Genomic DNA, 15,183 nt, shown 5'->3' with positions numbered 1-15,183 from the left:
TATCTTTGTTCTACAGGGGCTTTTTGCATGTTTTTCTAAACTTCTTCTCTCTTTGCTATGAAAAAAGTACTACTTAGCTTACTTGTACTCGGGATGATGACGCTGACACCGGAGGTGCAAGCCCAGACTGATGCACCGGCCCCTGTTGGATACAGCGAACGGGTACCCGCCGAAAACCTAGATAACATTACTCTTTACCGCCGTGCACTAGACTGGGCACAGAACCGTTTTTCTTACGGCCCGAAGTCGGGGATGAAGGTGGATGAAAGCGCCGGAACTGTTCGGGTAACGGGCACGGGTAAAGTGAAGCAAGTAGACACCAAAGGCAAGGAGCAGGAGTTGCCGGTGCTATTCGATTTCTCCTTCCGAGCTACCGGAACTGGCTACGAATACAGCATCGGCTCGTTCCGGGTTATTCCGGATACCAAGCAGCCCTCCCAGACTGTACCCTTTGATCAGTACCGGGCCCAGCTTCAGGAAGAAAAGAGCAACGACAAAACCCGCAACGACCGGCGTATTACGGCTCAGGCCACTTCTCTGGCCAGTGAAGCCGCCATGTCGTTTCGTTCATATATGAACAGCACCCCGGCCGAAGGACAGGTGGGTGTGGCCGGCGGCGAAAACTAGGCCTTTCTACTAGCCTCTTATATCAGCAAAGCCTCTGCCCGAAACGTTGTGTTTCGAGCAGAGGCTTTGCTGATATAAGAGGCACTTGCCACCCAAATTTACCCTAGTGTTTCTCTACCTGAGCAGTTGAGTAGCCGGCACCAGCCTAGCAACTCACTAGGCAGTACCAGAGCGCAAACCGCTACATTATAATCACTTGTTTACTAAGCAGTAATATCCTGGTCAACGCGACACTACAGACGGCTCCTATTTCATCCTGCACCTACACTGGCCGGAAAAGAGAAAAGCCGCGTTGCAGCGCGGCTTTTCATTCAAATCACTCCTCTATTCACCCTCACTTCACTCAGTACAAACTTACAACGACGCCCTCAAGGAAAGGCGCCACCTTAGACTAATAACATAAATTTAAAGATGAACAGCCGCTTCTGCTAGATTAACAGAAATTGCCACTTTTAGGTGGGTTAACCCGCTTACAGTGAGGCAAAAGAAAACCCCGACTACACGCAGTCGGGGTTTGCTCTTACGGAAGACCTAGTGAGTTAGCTGGTGGGGCCGTTATCTACGCGGGCCTCAACGGTAGTTTGCACCGCCGAGGACACGGCTGAAAGCAGGTTGTAGCCCGTTGCCGATTCAATGGCATCGACGGTGGTGCGGTAAGCGCTCCAGGAAGTATTAAGGGCGTTATCGTTGGGAGTGTCAATGGCAATAACCCGCGTACTGGTCGTGACACGGGCCGCGTCGCCGGTACCGTTTGGCAGCACCACAATCACTTTCCACACGCGGGCCGGTACGGTAACGCGGCCGGCATCGAGGGTGGTTGCGTACCCCGCCGAGCCCGTTCCGCCTTTGCCGTAGCTGCCCATGATGATGTACAGCTCATTACCAGCACTAACCAACGTGCGGCAATAGTTTTCCAGGTTAGCCCAGGTCCGCTGGTTGTTGTTGGGGGCCTGCGGAATCATGTTGCTCATCAGGAACGTGGCCGAGTTGTCGGCAATAGAGGCCGTCCGGTCGGCGGAGGGGCAGTTATGACCTCTGTCGAAGCCCGAGCCGGTGTAGCTGGTGCTGGAAACGCGGTACCAGCCAGAAGGCAGGGTGTTATCGGGCGCAAAATTATCCTGGCGTGGCGTGCTGCCCAACCATGCGCTGCTCAGGTGCCAGCTTACCCAGTTCGGCGTGCCCCGGTCGCGGTGATACGACATGGAGAACTGCGACTTGGTAACAAGGTAATTCCAGTAGTAATACGGATCGGCTACGGCACCGCTGGGGTTGCCCAGCGCCAGGTTATTGTCGCGGGTGGCTGTGGCATCGGCCTGCAGCACAACGGGAGCCGGACCGGCGGTGGGCACTACTTCGTCCTTGGCGCAGGACACGGCTAAGCTGGCCAGCAGAGCGAGGCTCAGCAAGCGAATAGGGGTACGCAGCATTTAGAAAGGTTTTTGGTTGTGGAAGAATGAGAGCATTGCGTAGGCAAAGGTGGAGCGTAGCGCCTAAGCGGAGGTTAACATACTATTATCATTTCGGGCATAAGTGCAATCAACAAGATTTTACACAATTGCCGGCGCAACAAACCAGCATGTCCTGAACGCAGGAAAGCCCCGCTGCCTGCAACAACGGGGCTTCCAATTCAAGAAAAATAAGTGAGATAAGGATAGGTGGATAAAGGGTAACTACTACCTAGCGGCCTTGCACCAGCAGGCGCTGCGCCGCCACTTGCTGCCCCGCATTATTCACGAGCACTACCTGGTACAAGCCAGTTGGCAGCGCCGAGGTAGCTAGTGCGGCGTCACTGCCGCTAACTGTTTGCTGGCTTACCAAGCGCCCCTGCATGTTGTAAAGCATCAACTGATAAGCTCCGGCGGGCAGGCCCTGCCATTCGGCCCGGACTACCTCGGTAGCGGAAGCAGGGCTCGGGAACACCGTTAGGGCCGGGCCCTGCGGAGCAGGCTGCACCACGACTACCTCCGAGAAAGTCTCTTTTCCGTCTAGGTCCACCTGTCGCAACCGGTAGTACAGTACTGCCGAGCGTACAGCGGAGGCATCTGCGTCGCGCAGGGTGTAGTGCCGGGCCCCGGTGGAGTTGCCAGCCGCTACTAGGCGCCCTATTGCCTTGAACTCAGACTTGGTACCGATGGCGCGCTCCACCAGGAAGTGACTGCTGTTGAGCTCCGCTGCGGTCTGCCAGTGTAGCACCACACTCGTACCGCTAGTTCGGGCCGTGAAGGCAACCAACTGAACAGGCAGCGGAGCAGGCCGATTGATGGTGGTTGGGAAGCCTACGGGCCGGTCTTCGGCAAAGCCGTAGTACACCTGCGTATTGTTGAGCAGAGCTACGCCGTTGTCAATTTCAATTTCAACCCAGTCGAAGTCGCGGGTGGTTAGGAAGGAAACCTCCTGACGGCCATCGGCGAGCAGCTCCAGCTTTAGAAATGAGCTACCAGAAGCACTTTCTACCAGCACGCTGCCATCGGTACCAGCAGAACCCGTACCGGTTCCGCCTGAGTAAGTGTTGATTCTGATGTTAGAGAGCAGATTCACATCAAGTAAGCCGGAAGCAAGGCCTAGCACGGCGCCCGCCACATTGCCGGCCCGGCCGGCCCCATCGAGGCGGAGCTTCAGGCGGGTGGTGCCGCCCAACGCTAGCGCCGTTTTGATGGTGGCGTAGTTGGTGGTCACGTCCTGGTCGGCGGCATTGCCGGGGTTCGTGACGGAGCAGCCAATACAAGCCAGGCTGTTGTTGACCTGAAAGTTACCGGCCGGATCAACAAACTCCGAAAGCAGCGGTGCCTGATCTTCAAATACGCGCGGCTCTACTCCAAATCCGTAATACAGGCGCAGGTCGTCGGTTACACTCGCCAGGCTGGTGCGCTGAATTTCAACTCTATCAAAGGGCTTGGTAGTGGCAAAGTTCACGTTGTACTGCTGGTTGGGCAGCACGTTCAGGTCGAGCAGGGCGGCACCAGAGCCAGACTCCTGCGCCACACCGCCTAGGTAGGTAGTCACCTTCAACTCATCCAGCACCCGGGCATCGAGCACGGTGTTGCTGCCGAGCACAAACCCGGCGTGGTAGCCGGCCGGGGCCGCACCTTCCAGCTGCGTCTGAAACGTGGTGGGGCAGCTTACATCCAACAGAGAGCCTAGGGTGGCGTAATTGGTTAGGCTCTGGTCAACGGCGTTGAGCGGGTTGCTCACGTTTGAATTTACGCACACCGTCAGGCCATCGGTGCTAACGCTGGTGCTGTAGCTGCTGGACGTGGGCGCCGCAAACCTCGATACGTAGCCCAGGGCCGTTTCCACTACATTGGCATCAATGGCATAGCCGTAGTAAACCTTTAGGTTGTAGTTTAGGCTTAGCAATGACGCCGCTTCCAGCTCCAGTTGGTCGAAGGGTTTGGTGGCCAGAAACTCAATCCGGGTTTTGCCACTCTGACTACCTAGTAATTCCTTGACTAGCGTGGCATCCACGGCTTTTTCTTCCTGAAGCACCGAGGTAGTGCCATTTTTCAAGTAGGTGCGCACTATCAGCACGTTGGCAGTGCTTAGGGGCAGCGAATTTAGCACCCCACCAATGCGCTCTACCGCAAAGCCTGCCCGGTAGTTGGCCGGCGCCATTGACGCCAAATCGACGCGCAAACGCAACGAACTGCTTACTAGCGAAGTGGGCACATTCATTATTGCGCCCGAGTTGAAGTTGGTGTCGCTTACGCGCTCCAAGCTGTCGACGCGCCCAAAGCAGGTGGTTATTTCAATGCCCGTGATGGGCACTTCGGTAGTGGTGCAGGTCCGGATGGTACGGCTTCCGTTGGGGCCGGTGTTGGAGTAGATGGGCGCACTGGCGGCCCAACCGGTTTGCAGGCCCAAACTGAGCAGCACGGCAAATGCAAATAGGCAAGAAGGTAAAAATCTGTAAAAGAGCCTCATAGCGCAGATAGTTAGCTGTCACTCACAAATAGTTATGAGCTAACTCAACCCTATCAATTCCGTCGCCATTGTGCTGCCATAAATACTTACTATTGAGTATCAGCAACTTATTAGTATCATAAGAACTATATATTGTTCCATTCCGAGATTCCCAATCCTAAAACGAGAAAGTTTGGTATAGCCGGATTTCCCGCTTATACTCGCAGTATCGCCCTATTCCTCTGCCTCACGGCCTCTGAAAACTTACTTTCCAAGAATTGAATATTCCAATGAACCGTATCTCCGTATCCGGAATTATGATTGGAACGAATCATTCTTGCTGCATCCCTCTTCTACTTTTCCATGAGCGTTTTATTACCTGTTTGCATTTTTATTGTCGAGGATAATGCGTGGTATGGTGAGCTTCTGGAATACAAGCTGGCCCAGAATCCCGATTACACCATCCGCCGCTTTACAACCGCGCAGGCCTGCCTTGATAACCTTTCCGACAAACCCGATATCATCACGCTGGACTACTCTTTGCCCGATGGCCAGGGCGACCAGGTGCTGCGCCAGATTAAAGAGCGCCTGCCGGAGGTAGCCGTCATTGTCATTTCGGGTCAGGAAGATGTGCGCACAGCCATCGGCTTGCTGCGCCAAGGCGCCTACGACTACCTAGTAAAAGACGAGGAAACCGCCGACCGCCTCTGGAACACCGTGGGCAACATCCGCAAGCAGATAGAGCTGCGGCAGGAAAACACGCGCCTGCGCGAGCAAATCGGGCAGAAATACGACCCTAAGCGCGCCATCCTGGGCGAGAGTCCGCAAATCAAGCAGCTCTTTACCCTTATTGAAAAGGCGGCCCGCACCAACATCACCGTGTCCATTAGCGGCGAAACCGGCACCGGCAAAGAACTGGTAGCCAAGGCTATTCACTTCCGCTCAGAGCGGCGCAACGGAGCATTTGTGGCCGTGAACGTGGCCGCAGTTCCGCGCGAGCTGATAGAAAGTGAGCTGTTTGGGCACGAGAAAGGCGCCTTTACGGGCGCCATTGCCCGCCGCATCGGCCGCTTTGAGGAGGCGCACCGGGGCACCCTGTTTCTGGATGAGGTAGCTGAGCTCGATATCAGCCTGCAGGCCAAGCTGCTGCGCGTGCTGCAAGAGCGGGAAGTAACGCGTGTGGGCAGTAACACCCGCATTCCGTTTGATGCCCGCCTGATGGTAGCCACCCACCGCGACCTAGCTCAGGAAGTGCAAGAGGGCCGTTTCCGCGAGGATTTGTACTACCGGCTACTGGGCCTCCCAATTCAGCTACCGCCGTTGCGCGAGCGCGGCCAGGATATTCTGCTGCTGGCTAACACGTTTCTGCAGGACTTCTGTACCCAAAACAACATGGCAGCCTGCCGGCTTTCGGCGGCGGCTGAGCACAAGCTGCTGCACTACGCCTTCCCGGGCAATGTGCGGGAGTTGAAAGCCGTGATGGAGCTAGCCGCCGTATTGGCTGAAAACGACGAAATACAGCCCCACGACCTGCCACTACGCCACCCTCAGGCCATGGCGTCCGAGGCGGGAGGTGAGCTGGCTAATGAATCGTTGCGCCTCCAAACGGCGGCCATTGTGCAGCGCTACTTGGATATGCACGAGGGCAATATTCTGCAGGTAGCGGCCAAGCTACAAATCGGTAAGTCTACCATTTACCGTATGGTACAGAACAACGAGGTCCGCATCCGCTGACCTGGCACCGGACCATACTATGAGTTCTATCAGCACCCGTCATCTGGAGCGCCAGCTTCGGCACACGCGCATGGCTTGGCAGCAAGCGCAGCAGGAGCTGGCCGAGCTGAAAAGCCGAACCCAAGCTGCCTCAGCGCAAGCTGCCGCCCTGCTCGATACCATGACCACCGCCATCCTGGCCGAAGACCAGGACCATGTGGTAACGCTGCTGAATCAGCGGTTGTGCGACTTATTTGGCCTAGCAAACCCGCCGGCGTACTACCTGGGTCAGCGCTCCGAACTGCTGTTGCAGGAAAGCCGCACGAAGCTACACCAGCACACCGCCGCTGAACAGCAGAATGCCCGCCTGATTGCCGAGCAGGAGCGCGTGAGCGGCATGCTGCTGCGACTGCGCAACGGCATGATTCTGCAGCAGGATTACCTGCCGGTGGTGCAGCAGGGCACTACGCGCCTGCACATCTGGAGCTATGAGGATGTAACGGAGCGCCAGCAGGCGCAGGAGCGCGTGCAGGAGCTTTCGCGCCTCGCGGAGCAAAGCCCCCAGCCCATTATCCGGTTTAACCGCGCCGCAGAGTCCCAATATGCCAACCCGGCCGCAGCGCCGGTGCTGGAAGCCTTGTACCAGCCCACCGAAGCCGACTGCCGGCAGCTGATACAGCGGGAAATTGCTCGGGCCCTAGCCTCCGGCGAGCCCCGAACCGTGGACAAGCAGCTGGCCGGTGAGTTCTACCTCTGGACCATTGCCCCGCTCTCAGAGGAAGAAGGCGCCAACCTGTACCTGACCAATATCACGGCCCGCCGCCGCGCCGAGGCCGAACTCATGCGCAGCCAGCTGTTCACGGCCCGCATCAATGACACGGTGCCCACCATCGTGTTTATCTACGACCTGCTTACCAACACCATTCAGTATTGTAACCGGCAAAGTGAGGTGCTGCTGGGCTATGCTCCCGAGGAAGTGCTGGCCATGGGCTCAGAGCTAGGCCAGCGCCTGCTCCACCCCGATGACCGCCTGCTGGCGCTTACCAAAAGCCCCCAGCGGCTGGTGATGCAGGATGGCGAAGTGATGAGCTCCGAGTACCGGGTGCAGCATCGGGATGGCTCGTGGCGGTGGCTGAGTTTGAAGAGCACCTGTTTTACCCGCCAGCCCAACGGCCGGGTGTGGCAGATGGTGGTATCGGCGGCTGATGTGACGGAGCGGCGCCTGACGGAGGAAGAGCTGCGCCAGAGCCGCCTGTTTGTGGAGCGCATTACGGAAACCACGCCCAACCTGATTTATATCTATGATATAGAGAAGGAAGCGAACGTGTACTGCAATCAGTTTATTGAAACAGTGCTGGGCTACACCGACCAGGAGTTGCAGGAAATGGGCGACCGAATGCTGGAGAAAATAATGCCCGCTCCCGAAGCCATCCGGCTGCGCAAGCACTTTGAGGACGTAGCCGGCCTAGCCGATGGCCAAATTCTGCATCTGGAGTACAGCCTTTACCACCGCGACGGCACATTGCGCTGGCTGCGCAGCAGCAATACCCCCTTTGCCCGCGATGCGCAGGGCCGCGTAACCCAAGTGGTAGGCTCCGGCGAGGATATCACGCGCTGGAAAACCGCTGATGAGCAGCGCCGCTCGGCCACCCGCCGCTTGGCCGAGCAAAACCGCCTGTTTCGCCAGGTGATTGATACCGTGCCCAACTTGATTTACCTCAAGGATGCCCGAGGCAATTATGTGCTGGCCAACCAGGCCACGGCTGCGCTGTACTGTCTCACCAACGAAGCCCTGCTACAAACCTCGGCCAGGGAGCTGCAGCAACGCTTTCCGGACCTTATCCGCCACCGCGCCCTCGACGACCAGATCCTAAGCACCCAACAGGATATGGACCTGGAAGATACCTTTACAGATGCCCGGGGCAACCAGCGCTGGTTCCAGATCCTGAAGCGCCCGTTTGTACTGGCCGACGGCACCGTGCAGGTACTAGGGGTTGATAACGACATAACTGCCCTGAAACAGACGGAGCTGGCCTTGCAGCGCGCCAAGGAGGTAGCTGAGCAAAACGCCCAGGCCCGCCAGACCTTCCTGACCAACATGAGCCACGAAATCCGGACGCCGATGAACGGCATTATGGGCCTGGCGGAGCTGTTGGCCAAAACTTCCCTGACGGAGCAGCAGCACCAATACCTGCATCATATCCGCTACTCGGCCGAAAACCTGCTGGTAGTCATCAACGATATTCTGGATATGGCCCAGCTTGGGGCCGGGCGCGTGCGGGTGGAGGCAGTACCATTTGAGCTGCAGGAAGTGGTGAAAGCCAGCGGCCAAGCTCTGCAAGCCAAGGCCGATGAAAAAGGCATCCGGCTGCGGCTGGAGCTTCCCTCAGACGGTGGCTCTATCTGGGTACTCGGCGACCCATACCGGCTGCGGCAGGTGCTGCTGAACCTGCTCAGCAACGCCATCAAATTCACGCAAACTGGCGAAGTGCTGCTCACCTGCCGCTGGGTAAGCCAGGCCACCGAAGCACCGCGCTACCAGTTTTCGGTGGAGGATACGGGCATTGGCATTTCCAATGGGCAGTTGCAGCAGCTGTTTGAGCCCTTCACGCAGGCTTCGGCCAGCACCGCCCGCGAGTACGGCGGCTCGGGCCTGGGGCTTAGCATTTCGCGGGGCCTAGTAGAGCTGCTCGGCGGGGAGCTGACCGCCGAAAGCCGCCTGCACCAGGGCAGCACCTTCCGCTTTACCCTGCAATTTGGCTCGGCCGCGGCACCGGCGCCGGCGCCAGAACTGACAGCCCCCAACTACCAGGCACTCAGTGGGCGCCGGGTGCTGCTCACGGAAGACAACCGCGTCAATCAGTTTCTGATGCAGGCCATGTTGCGCGGGTGGGGCATGGTAGTGGATACCGCGTCGTCGGGCCCGGAGGCCGTAGCACTGTTTCAGCAACATGCCTATGATGTAGTGCTGATGGACATTCAGATGCCCGGCATGGATGGGGTGGCCGCCACGCGCCTTCTCCGCGAGCACCCGGAGCCGGCGCGGGCCGCCACGCCGGTAGTGGCTCTCACGGCCCACGCCATGCAGGGGGAAGCGGAGCGCTACCAGGCCGCCGGCCTCAATGCCTACCTGTCTAAGCCGTTCCGCCAAGAAGCCCTTTTCCACCTCCTGCAGGAGTTGCTACCCCCAGCAACTACGCAAACCCTTTCTCCAGAACCACCAAAATCACTACCCCTTAACCAGCCAGAAACCTCCCCGGAGCCGGCGGATACCGCCGTGTATGATTTGAGCAGTTTGCGCAAATTCTCCAACAACGACGAAGCCTTTATCCGGCGGCTGGCGCACCTGTTCATCAGCACTACTCCGCCCACACTGGCCGAGCTAGAGCAGCACCTGCAGGAGCGCAACTTGGCCCAGCTGGGCGCGGCGGCCCACCATTTGAAAAGCTCCGTGGATGGCCTGCACATTGAGGCCCTGCGCGACGTACTACGCGCCATCGAAACCGCCGCCTACGCTCCCGAAACCGCCAGCTGGAACCAGTTGGAGCAGCAGGTGCAGGTGGTTCGGCAGACTGTGGACCTGGCCATCCGGCAGCTGCAGCAGGAATTTCCGGACTAGCCCCCGCGTAGCCGCCAACCGAAAAGCCGCGCCGCGGTTGTAGTATGCAGCATGAACACTGAACCCCAGCTGGCTTCTCCCGAAATACTCGATACTGTGGTTATAGGAGCCGGGCAAGCCGGGCTGGCAGCGGGCTACTACCTGCAGCAGCACGGCGTACCGTTTGTTGTGCTGGATGAGCGCCCCACCGTTGGCCACGTGTGGGCCTCCCGCTATGACTCGTTGCGGCTTTTCTCGCCGGCTTGGGCTAGTAACCTGCCGGGTTTGCCGTGGCCAGGCAACCCGCGCCGCTACCCCACCAAGGCGGAAGCGGCGGCTTACCTGCACGACTATGCCGCTCATTTTCAGCTGCCCATACGCACCGGGCAGCGCGTTATCAGGGTGCAGCCTGCCGCCGATGGCTACCTAGTGCTGACGGAGGCGGGCCGTCAGTTTAGCTGCCGCCACGTTGTGGTGTGTACCGGCCCGTATTCGGCGCCGCATATTCCAGAGTTCAGTTACCAGTTGCCCGTCGGCGTGCTGCAGCTGCACAGCAGCCAGTATCAGCGGCCCAGTCAGCTGCCGGCTGCGGGGCCGGTAGCCGTGGTAGGCAGCGGCAACTCAGCCCTGCAGATTGCCGCTGATGTAGCCGCTACAGGCCGGCAGGTTTTTGCGGCCTACGATGAGAAAACGCCGGCCATGCCTAACAACACGGCCATGTGGGCGCTGCTCCTGACCACCCGCATACTGGAAGCCGGCCACGACACTTGGCTGGGACGCTACATGCGCAGCCAGCCCGAGCCCGTGGTAAGCGCCGATTTGCACAAGCTGCGGCGCCTGCCTAGCGTTCAGTTTATTGGCCGGGCCGTGGCGGCTACTTCCCAAGCTGAAATCAAAGGGCGGCAGGCAACTACACCGCCCCTAGGGGCCGTGGTGTGGGCAACCGGCTTTGCGCCCGACTACGGCTGGCTGCACGTGCCCGGCGCCCTCACCCCCGATGGGCACCCTCGGCACCAGCGGGGGTTGAGCCCGGTTCCGGGGCTAGCGTTTCTGGGGTTACCTTGGTTGCACAGCCGCCGCTCGGCGCTTATGGGTGGCGCTGCGGCCGATGCAGCACATGTAGTAGACAAACTATTGAAAAGGACATAATTATACTGCAACTACCTACCCCACTTAGGGGTTATACTTGTATCAACTTCGCAGGCAGCCCGAGCTTCATGGCTTTTCCTGGGTGCGAGGTTTTCTTTTCTCTTAATCCTATTTTGTATGACGCTGCTGATTTTCCTCGGAATTGCGCTGGCTACTGCCCTGCTCGGTTTCGACACGGTAAACAACCTGAAAGCAATGCTAAAGCCGATTCCGGTGCGCGCTCAAAACCGCCGCTAGTTTTCGGGCATACTGCCTTCTCATAGTAAAGCACCTCTACCTACGGTAGAGGTGCTTTTTTATGGGTAATTGGGGCTGTAGCCTCACAAAAAAAGAGCAGCCACAGCACTGCTCTTTTAAATCAGGGAAATCAGGTTGAGCCTAGGCGTTGCCCTAGCGAATGACCAGCTTGCGCATTTCGCTGGCATTGTCGGCTTCCAGCTTCACGTAGTACAGGCCGTTGGCAAACTTGCTCAGATCGAGGGTGCGGGTGTACCGGTCGTTGAGTTCGGTCAGGGTTTCGCGGTACATCACCGTCCCGATGACGTTGAGCACGCGCAGCTCCAGCTTGCGGCCTTCAAACCCATTGATGGCAATGTGCACAATACCGGTGCTCGGGTTAGGATACACCAGCAAAGCTTTGTCTTCGCTGGTAGTCAAGCGAGTGGGGGCGGCAGGCTTACTGCCGGGCTGCGCTTCGGCTGGCAGCACAGTGCCGCTCAGTCCCAAAGCAAGTGGAACACACAAAAACAACACGCGTAGGAGTTTCATCATACAAAGCGGTGGGGGAGTAGCATGAAGGTCGTTACAGAATAGACAATAACGACGCGGATTGGTTTAGGTTAACAAAAGTAACAAGGCTTTTTATTTAGGTTGCCAGAATATAACTCATCTTCGATAAAAGACTCTCTTTTATCTTCTTTCTCACGCTTTTATCCGATGAAATAAGTTGGACGTTGTCATTATTGGAGGCGGACTGGGTGGATTATGCGCGGCCCTAGACCTACGCCAGCGCGGCCACAGCGTGACGCTGCTGGAGCGGCGGCAGTACCCATTTCATCGGGTGTGCGGCGAGTATATTTCCAACGAGGCCCTCCCCTACCTGCGCCGCCTCGGGGTTGATCCGGCTCCGTTGGCGCCAGCCGCTATTTCGGAGCTGCACATTAGCTCGCCGGCCGGCCGCGTGCTGTCGGCCCCTTTGGATCTGGGCGGCTTTGGCGTCAGTCGCTACCTGCTCGATGCCTTTCTGCTGGAGGCCGCCGTAGCGGCGGGTGTTACCGTGCTGCAGCAGACCACCGCCACCGCCGTCGCGTTTGACGCGGCCGCTGATCAGCACCACGTAACGCTGGCCGATGGCCGCCAGCTTACGGCGCGGGTAGTACTAGGGGCGTATGGCAAGCGCAGCTCCCTCGACCGCCAGTTGCAGCGAGCTTTTTTCACCCAACGCTCGCCTTACCTGGGCGTGAAATATCACTTGCGCTACCCCAGCATGCCGCGCCACCTGATTGCGCTGCACAACTTCTCTGATGGGTACGCGGGCATTTCGGCCATTGAAGACGACAAGTACTGCTTTTGCTACCTCACCACGCGCCGCAACTTGAAGGCCCACGGCACCATTCCGCAGCTAGAGGAGCACGTGCTGGCCCGTAACCCGCACCTGCGCCACATTCTGGAGCACGCCGAAGTGCTGTATCCGCAACCCGAGGTTATCAACGAAATATCCTTCGCGCCCAAAACCTGCGTGGAAGACCACGTGCTACTGTGCGGCGATGCAGCCGGCCTGATTACGCCGCTGTGCGGCAACGGCATGGCCATGGCCATGCACGGCGCCCACTTGGCTTCACAGCGCATTGATGCCTTTCTGCATGGCCAACTAGCCCGCCCCGCGCTCGAAACCGCCTACCACCACGACTGGCACCAGCACTTTGGAGCCCGGCTGCGGGTAGGGCGGGCAGTACAGCGCCTGTTTGGACAACCGGTGCTCAGCGAAGCCGTGGTGAACGGCCTGCGGCTGTGGCCGGGCGGAGTGCAGGCCCTTATGCGCCAAACGCATGGGGCCGTTTTCTAACTTTTTGCGCCCGAGCTACTTGGCCTACTAGCCTCCGTTGGGCTCTGAACCGGAAACCAACCCGCCGGTTGTTAAATCGAATACAATCAAGCAAACAACGAAATATTACAACCTTCTACCTTGCTTTTATGCGTAAACTGCGCTGATGAGTAGTTATCTGTGTGCCATTGGCACAGCCAACCCGCCCCACCGTATTCCGCAGCTTCAGATTGCCGACTTCATGGCCAGTGCCTTAGAGCTGGATGAGGCCGGCACGCGCAAGCTCCGCGCCCTCTACCGCGTGTCGGGCATTGGGCAGCGCTTTACGGTGCTTCCGGATTATGCCCGCGCCAATGGCGAATTCGAGTTTTTCCCGAATACGCCGGGCCTGGAACCGTTCCCGTCAGTGGGCCAGCGCATGGCCGAGTACCGCCGCCACGCCCTGCCCCTTTCGGTGCAGGCCGTGCACGATTGCTTGCAGCAACTACCCGACGTAAAAATTGGCTCCGTCACGCACCTGATTACGGTGAGCTGCACGGGCATGTACGCTCCTGGGCTGGATATTGAGTTGGTAGCCGCGCTCGGGCTGCCGGGCCATGTGCAGCGCACGTGCGTAAACTTTATGGGCTGCTACGCGGCCGTAAACGCACTCAAACTGGCCTCAGCTTTTTGTCGGGCCGATGCTGAGGCGCGCGTCCTGATTGTGTGCACCGAGCTGTGCACCCTGCATTTCCAGAAAAGCCAAGCCGATGACCACTTGGTTTCCAATGCCCTGTTTGGCGATGGCGCAGCTGCTGTGCTGGTGCAGGGGCACCCCCGCCCTACCGGTGCCTGCCTGGAGCTTACGGCTTTCCACTGCGGCCTGGAGCCCGACGGACAGGCAGACATGGCTTGGCACATCAACAACTTTGGGTTTGAGATGACGCTCTCCTCGTATGTGCCGCGCATGATTCAGCAGGGCATTGGGCGGCTCACCCAGGATTTGCTGGCCGAACTTCCCGTAGCGCTACAAGACATTCAAGCCTTTGCCATTCACCCGGGCGGGCGCAAAATTCTGGAAGCCATTGAGCAGGCCCTAGGGCTCACCGCCCACGATAACCGCTTTGCGTACCAAGTACTGCGCGAATACGGCAATATGTCGTCGGCCACAGTGCTGTTTGTGCTGCGCGACCTGCTGGCTTCTCTGTCTGCTGCTGATGCCAGTGCCCCCGTGCTGAGCTTTGCCTTTGGCCCCGGCCTTACCCTAGAAGCTATGCTGCTCACGGTGCTCTGGGATGGCAAAAAACAGAAAGCCATTCCGCAGAAAAATGCCTTGGAGCGCACCACGCGGCAACCGCAAGATGCGGCAAACTTCACGGAGGCTCTGTAATTCTGATGTTAGCGCAGTGCGTTTGCCCCAATAGGCGCTCATTGATGCCGTGCACCCTTACCCATGCCTGATTTTCGCGTACGAGCTACGGAGGAAGAGCTAATGGATGACCTGACGCTGGCTTCGGAAGAGCTGCGCCAGAACCTCGATGAGCTGGAAACCATCAATACCTGGCTGGGAGGCTATGCGCCCATATTGCATGCGCTGGAGCAGCTGCGCCCCCGATTCCCAACAACCCGTCCGCTTCGGCTTGCTGACTTAGGGAGCGGCGGCGGTGACACCTTGCGCCAGATTGCCCGCTGGGCCCGCCGCCAGGGGGTGGCCGTGGAGCTTATCGGTATTGATGCCAACCCATTTATGCTGGAGTATGCTGCCAGCCGTAGCAGTGAGTATCCTGAAATCAGCTTTCAGCAAGCAGATATTTTCTCGCCGGCATTTCAGCAGCAGCCGTTTGACATCCTGACCGCCAGCCTGTTCTGCCACCATTTCCCGGATGAGCAGTTAACTAGGATGTTGCACCATTGGAGCCAGCAGGCGCACGTGGCCGTCATCATCAACGACCTGCACCGACACCCGCTGGCCTACTACAGCATCCGGTGGCTCACGCGCTTGCTAGGTGGCTCGCGCCTAGTGCAGCATGATGCGCCCCTTTCCGTAGCCCGCGCCTTTACCCGCTCCGACTGGCAACATCTGTTGGCTACTGCCGGTGTGCCGCACTACACGCTGCGCTGGCGCTGGGCCTTTCGGTGGCAGGTAGTGATAAGTGATAGGCTGAAGTAACAG

10 protein-coding genes are annotated in these 15,183 nt (G+C 58.5%); 7 read left to right on the top strand and 3 right to left on the bottom strand.

From position 1 onward, the window contains the following. The first annotated feature begins 57 nt into the window (after positions 1-57). The gene (locus tag ACYVGU_RS15555; RefSeq protein WP_460613573.1) at positions 58-627 is read left to right on the top strand and encodes a DUF4468 domain-containing protein; all 570 of its coding nucleotides are present in this window, start codon (positions 58-60) and stop codon (positions 625-627) included. 539 nt (positions 628-1,166) lie between these two features. Here ACYVGU_RS15555 and ACYVGU_RS15550 read toward each other — a convergent pair. After that, the gene (locus ACYVGU_RS15550; protein WP_460613572.1) at positions 1,167-2,054 is read right to left on the bottom strand and encodes a DNA/RNA non-specific endonuclease; all 888 of its coding nucleotides are present in this window, start codon (positions 2,052-2,054) and stop codon (positions 1,167-1,169) included. A gap of 250 nt (positions 2,055-2,304) precedes the next feature. Continuing rightward, complete coding sequence (locus ACYVGU_RS15545; protein WP_460622804.1) at positions 2,305-4,500, bottom strand: T9SS type A sorting domain-containing protein; 2,196 nt, start codon at positions 4,498-4,500, stop codon at positions 2,305-2,307. Positions 4,501-4,890: 390 nt separating this feature from the next. On the opposite strand from ACYVGU_RS15545, the gene ACYVGU_RS15540 reads away from it, so the two are divergent. From ACYVGU_RS15540 to ACYVGU_RS15530, 3 genes are read left to right on the top strand one after another with little or no spacing between them, the layout of a single operon-like run. Then, a complete protein-coding gene (locus ACYVGU_RS15540; protein ID WP_460622803.1) occupies positions 4,891-6,261 on the top strand; it encodes a sigma-54-dependent transcriptional regulator in 1,371 nt (456 codons plus the stop codon). A 19-nt stretch (positions 6,262-6,280) separates the two neighbouring features. Further along, complete coding sequence (locus ACYVGU_RS15535) at positions 6,281-9,859, top strand: PAS domain S-box protein (RefSeq protein ID WP_460622802.1); 3,579 nt, start codon at positions 6,281-6,283, stop codon at positions 9,857-9,859. 51 nt (positions 9,860-9,910) lie between these two features. Next, positions 9,911-10,987: a flavin-containing monooxygenase gene (locus ACYVGU_RS15530; protein WP_460622801.1), complete on the top strand. Its 1,077-nt coding sequence runs from the start codon at positions 9,911-9,913 to the stop codon at positions 10,985-10,987. Positions 10,988-11,377: 390 nt separating this feature from the next. On the opposite strand, the gene ACYVGU_RS15525 is transcribed toward ACYVGU_RS15530, so the two are convergent. Next, entirely contained in the window at positions 11,378-11,758 is a 381-nt protein-coding gene (locus ACYVGU_RS15525; protein WP_460613567.1) for a T9SS type A sorting domain-containing protein, read from the bottom strand. A gap of 175 nt (positions 11,759-11,933) precedes the next feature. Between ACYVGU_RS15525 and ACYVGU_RS15520 the strand changes: the two genes are divergently transcribed. From ACYVGU_RS15520 to ACYVGU_RS15510, 3 genes are all read left to right on the top strand, one after another. Further along, positions 11,934-13,052, top strand: coding sequence for an NAD(P)/FAD-dependent oxidoreductase (locus ACYVGU_RS15520; protein WP_460622800.1), 1,119 nt, complete (start codon positions 11,934-11,936; stop codon positions 13,050-13,052). A 145-nt stretch (positions 13,053-13,197) separates the two neighbouring features. Further along, positions 13,198-14,400: a type III polyketide synthase gene (locus tag ACYVGU_RS15515; protein WP_460622799.1), complete on the top strand. Its 1,203-nt coding sequence runs from the start codon at positions 13,198-13,200 to the stop codon at positions 14,398-14,400. 63 nt (positions 14,401-14,463) lie between these two features. Further along, entirely contained in the window at positions 14,464-15,180 is a 717-nt protein-coding gene (locus ACYVGU_RS15510; RefSeq protein WP_460622798.1) for a class I SAM-dependent methyltransferase, read from the top strand. The last annotated feature ends 3 nt before the right edge of the window (positions 15,181-15,183 follow it).

Source organism: Hymenobacter tenuis, assembly GCF_054780495.1.
This window is presented reverse-complemented; position numbering and strand designations above follow the sequence as displayed.